This is a genomic window from Butyrivibrio sp. XPD2002, assembly GCF_000423945.1.
Taxonomy (GTDB): domain Bacteria; phylum Bacillota; class Clostridia; order Lachnospirales; family Lachnospiraceae; genus Butyrivibrio.
In genome coordinates this window covers 45,887-50,744 of sequence record NZ_KE384118.1, presented here as the reverse complement: position 1 = coordinate 50,744, position 4,858 = coordinate 45,887, and the positions used below count along the sequence as shown (strand labels likewise).

Genomic DNA, 4,858 nt, shown 5'->3' with positions numbered 1-4,858 from the left:
AACCGCGTCTACGTTCCACTTCGGTCGTTGCAAAGCAGATGTCCCCCGGACATCTTGCAACGGCGCGAGAATGTCGCAAGCGACATTCTTTCTTGGTGGGATTATTGTGGGATTATTGGGGCTGCGGCTTCGCGGGAGTGGATTTTGGGGGACTGTGACATTGTGGCTGTGGATTTTTGGCGGGCTATGACATTGTGGCTGTGCATTTTTGGCGGGCGTTAAGTCTATTTGAGGGATATGATGATGTTGGCTACCTCGCGGGAGTAGCTTTCCGGGCGGCTTTACGTCTGCCCGCGAACAATTATTAGCATAGACGTAAGGAGATTTACGATGAAAAAAAGAGTTCAACCGGAAAGGACGGAGTCGGTCTAATCGGTTGAACAGGTTGAGGAGCCTTCGGGCAGGCGTTACGCCTATCGGGGGAGAAAAGAAGATATCGGTTACCTCGCGGGAGTAGCTTTCTGGGTGGTGTTACGTCTGCTCGCGAACAAATTTAACTACCGGCGTATAGCAATTATCTACGCTACTTCATCCGTGAAGTCTACGATAAGACTTCTTCGCGGATAGACGTAATGGCTTCTGAACAACGCTCCCGCGAGGGGAGTCGGTATTATAGATAATCCCCGCATAGACGTAACGGCTCTTGAACAGCACTCCCGCGAGTGGAGTCAATATAATAGATAATCTCAATATGGACTGAATATTATATTATGTAGCTAATCGTACTTGCCATAAAGGCAGGAGCACAAAAAATCACCGGGACGATTTCTCGTCCCGGTGATAAAATGTCAGGAATTAAAAGGTTTGTCACGAACTTTCATTTCCATTTGATTTGATAATTAAATACATCTTACTGAAGTAGATGTCATAGAATTACTTCTTGTCAAGAAGTCTGTAGATTGTTGTTCTATATACATACATCTTCTTTGTGTTCTTATCCTTGAAATAAATTCTAACAGGTGTTGCTGAGTAATGTGATCCTTCCTTATAAAAAATTCCCCTCAATTCTTAAATCTCATTTAGGTTCATTTTAGGTAAGAAGAATATAATCCTCATTGTTACAAAAAATCACGCAGGAAGGAGCATACCGTGCAATTTAGACATGAACTAAAGCATGAAATAAGTGCTTCGGATATGATAGCCATACGACAGAGATTGCGGGCGGTTGCGACCTCGGACCCACATGCCGTAAACGGAAAGTATCTGATAAGAAGTCTGTATTTCGATACCCCGGAAAATAAAGCGCTTATCGAAAAGCAGTCAGGCGTCAGCAGACGACAGAAATTCAGGATCAGATATTACAACGGTAATAAGTCGGTTATCCACCTTGAGAAAAAGAGCAAGGTTGGCGGGCTAGGCACCAAGGTTTCAGCATCTATATCCGAAGAACAGGCGAGACAAATTATAAATAGGGACATCGATTGGATGATAAATGATCAAAATGATCTGATAAGAGAACTGTACTCCAGGATGGTCGGCGAGAGACTTCGTCCCAAGACCATTGTTGATTATACTCGCGAGCCGTTTATTTACGCACCGGGAAATGTCAGAGTAACACTCGACTACAACATAAGAACCGGATGGCTGAATACGGATTTTCTTGATACAGAATGTATCACACTGCCGGCAGCAGACGGCATCTGCGTCATGGAGGTGAAATGGGACAACTTTTTACCTGAAATAATTCGTGATGTAGTACAGCTTAAACATGCAAGAACAGGCTCATTTTCAAAATATGAAGCCTGCAGACAACCAATAATATAAAAACATAGAAATAGGAGAATCAGACCAATGACTTTTAATGACATATTTAAATCAAGCTTTCTTGAAAATGTAACCAGCATAAGCATCCTTGATATGGCGATTGCCATGGTGCTTGCTTTCGCAATAGGAATGTTCATCTTCCTTGTTTATAAAAAGACCTACCAGGGCGTGATGTATTCATCAAGCTTTGGTGTAACCTTAGTAGCACTTTCCATGATCACCACACTTGTAATCCTTGCAGTAACAAGTAACGTAGTTCTTTCACTTGGTATGGTCGGTGCCCTTTCAATCGTTCGTTTCAGAGCAGCTATCAAGGAGCCCCTTGATATTGCATTTTTATTCTGGTCAATTGCAGTAGGTATCGTCCTGGCAGCAGGACTGATTCCGCTGGCAGTTTTCGGAAGTATCATCATCGGTGTGATCCTTCTTGTATTTGTAAATAAAAAGTCTTATCTAATGCCTTACATCGTTGTAATCAACTGCACAGGTCATGAGGCAGAGGTTAAGGCTTCTGATTATATTAAGTCCAAGGTAGAGAGATTTGTAGTGAAAAGTAAGAGCGCCCAGAAGGGTAACCTTGAGCTCAACATCGAAGTAAGACTTAAGGAAGACAATACTGATTTCATAAATGAACTTTCTGATCTTGATGGCATAAACAGCGCAGTACTCGTAAGCTACAACGGCGAATATATGGGTTGATGATTTGCTGATTGGCTTTTGGCAAAGGAGACTAAATGACAGGTAACAAAAACATTAACAAAATATGCGTCATCATTACTGCCATTGCTGTTCTTGTTACTGTGCTTTTTATGAATGGTCGTGCTCTTGGAGTGACAAGTATTGATACGGTGTCCTACGAGTACGAGAATACACTTTTCGATGACAGCTATGTGCATACGATCGACATTACAATAGATGACTGGGATGGCTTTCTTGAAACAGCAACCTCTGAGGAATACTCTGCAGCGGACGTAACAATTGATGGGGAGAAGGTTAAGAATGTGGGAATCCGCGGAAAGGGTAACACCTCTCTTAGTACGGTTGCTCAGCTTGGCAGTGACAGATACAGCTTCAAGATCGAGTTCGATGCCTATGAGACATCAGGCAATTATCATGGCCTCGATAAGCTCTGTCTCAACAACCTGATTCAGGATTACACCATGATGAAGGACTACATCACCTACAAGCTGATGAACGAGTTTGGCGTTGCATCACCTCTTGTTAGCTACTGTTTTATTACGGTAAACGGCGAGGACTGGGGATTATATCTGGCAGTCGAGGCGGTAGAGGATTCCTTCCTCGAGAGAAACTATGGAACAAACTATGGTGATCTTTACAAGCCTGACACAATGTCCATGGGCGGCGGTCGTGGTAACGGCGGTGACTTCGACATGAAAAATGTGGACTTTGACAAGATGGGTATGAAAAATCCCTTTGAAAGAAATAGTGATAACAGCTCTTCTGATGGAAATGCAGGGGATGCTGGTGGCGAGGATGATTCAGGCGATACCGAAAATTCTGAACAGATGCCAGGAGATTTTGATCCTTCGAACATGCCTGAAGATTTTGATTCTTCAAATATGCCCGGAGGCGGTCCCAGCGGAGGCGGTCCTGGTGGCGGTGGTTTTGGACTTGGAAGCAGCGATGCCAAGCTGCAGTATATAGACGACGATATAGACAGCTATTCAACTATATTTAACAGTGCTAAGACCACTGCCAACAAAGCAGATAAAAAGAGACTTATAAACTCCATCAAAAACCTGAATGAAGGACTGGAAAATTCTGATTCCGAGCTTATAGAGAGTGCTGTCGATGTCGAGCAGTTAATGCGATATATGGTTGTTCACAACTTCGTGGTAGATGGAGACAGTTATACCGGAAGCATGATCCATAACTTCTACCTCTATGAGGAAGATGGTGTTATGACTATGCTCCCCTGGGATTATAACCTTGCCTTTGGAACCTTCCAGGCTGATGATTCCACAAGCGCAGTTAATGACCCTATAGATACACCGCTCTCAATTACTGAAGGCAGCACTGACAGACCGATGTTTTCATGGATTACATCAACCGAGGAGTACACAGAACAGTATCATGAGTATTTCCAGGAATTCCTCGATCAGTTCTACACAAGCGGATACCTTACAGACCTTATAAATACCACCTATGAGATGATCCATGATTATGTGGATAGAGATCCCACCAAGTTCTGTACAACAGAAGAATTTGAAAAGGGCGTAGAGACAATATCAGAGTTTGTGAAGCTTCGGTGTGAAAGCATTGAGGGTCAGCTTGATGGAACAATACCTTCAACTGATTCAGGACAGAGCGCAGATTCTTCAAGCTTAATTGATGCATCAGCCATCACCCTTAGCGACATGGGTGCCATGGGCGGCGGCATGGGTGGTCCCGGCGGAGGCCCAGGAAGAAGTGGTAGCACTGAAGGTGACGAAGAACAGCAGGGTGATAAACAGGACAGTGACCCTGGAACACAGGAAGGTACAGATGCTAACGGAGAACAGCAGGGTGATTCTGAAAACAAAACAGCGCAGGATGCAAATACTACTGATGATAAGACAGATAGTGCTGCAGGTACTGTTGTAAGTACAGATGACCAGCAGGGCCCTACAGAAGGTATGAGCGCACCAGAGGGCATGAGTCCTCCGGATGGATTTAATCCGTTTGGTAACACAGATAATTCAACAGATGGAACTCAGAATTCTGTGGAATCTTCGGATGCTTCAGGCAATGCTCAGTCAGGCTTCCCGAGTGGTGGTTTCCCAGGTGGAGATTCTCCCTTTGGAGACTTCGGACAGACATCAACTATATCTGTGACTAACTACATTTATATGGGGATCAGCGTAGGAGCGATCCTTGCTGCGATATTGTTTGCAGTTTTCTTTAAGAGAAAGCGTTTACATATTTAAATAACTAATTAAAGACTTCATACAGCGTAGAGGATTATCCAGTTCATGCAGTATGAGGTCTTTTTTATATATTGACTCCCCTCGTGGGAGGTTTGTTCAGGGGCCGTTACGTCTATCCGCGAACAAGTATTACTATAGACTTCACGGTTGATATATATTTCAGATAT

4 protein-coding genes are annotated in these 4,858 nt (G+C 43.7%); 3 read left to right on the top strand and 1 reads right to left on the bottom strand.

The features are described from left to right. Positions 1-873: 873 nt before the first annotated feature. The gene (locus G587_RS26525) at positions 874-1,005 is read right to left on the bottom strand and encodes a hypothetical protein (RefSeq protein WP_256379331.1); all 132 of its coding nucleotides are present in this window, start codon (positions 1,003-1,005) and stop codon (positions 874-876) included. An 84-nt stretch (positions 1,006-1,089) separates the two neighbouring features. Here G587_RS26525 and G587_RS0120485 point away from each other — a divergent pair, with 84 nt between their 5' ends. The 3 genes from G587_RS0120485 to G587_RS0120475 are packed head-to-tail and all read left to right on the top strand — an operon-like array spanning position 1,090 to position 4,691. Beyond that, a complete protein-coding gene (locus tag G587_RS0120485; RefSeq protein WP_026493764.1) occupies positions 1,090-1,764 on the top strand; it encodes a polyphosphate polymerase domain-containing protein in 675 nt (224 codons plus the stop codon). A 27-nt stretch (positions 1,765-1,791) separates the two neighbouring features. Further along, on the top strand, positions 1,792-2,463 hold the full coding sequence (locus tag G587_RS0120480) for a DUF4956 domain-containing protein (protein WP_026493763.1): 672 nt from the start codon (positions 1,792-1,794) through the stop codon (positions 2,461-2,463). 35 nt (positions 2,464-2,498) lie between these two features. Beyond that, positions 2,499-4,691 carry a CotH kinase family protein gene (locus G587_RS0120475; RefSeq protein WP_026493762.1) on the top strand — a complete coding sequence of 731 codons (2,193 nt, stop codon included), beginning with the start codon at positions 2,499-2,501 and terminating at the stop codon, positions 4,689-4,691. The last annotated feature ends 167 nt before the right edge of the window (positions 4,692-4,858 follow it).

What these genes read in the sequence shown, in the direction of transcription:
- G587_RS0120480 (WP_026493763.1), top strand. Translation starts at nt 1,792, where the DNA reads ATGACTTTTAATGACATATTTAAATCAAGCTTTCTTGAAAATGTAACC.
- G587_RS0120475 (WP_026493762.1), top strand. Translation starts at nt 2,499, where the DNA reads ATGACAGGTAACAAAAACATTAACAAAATATGCGTCATCATTACTGCC.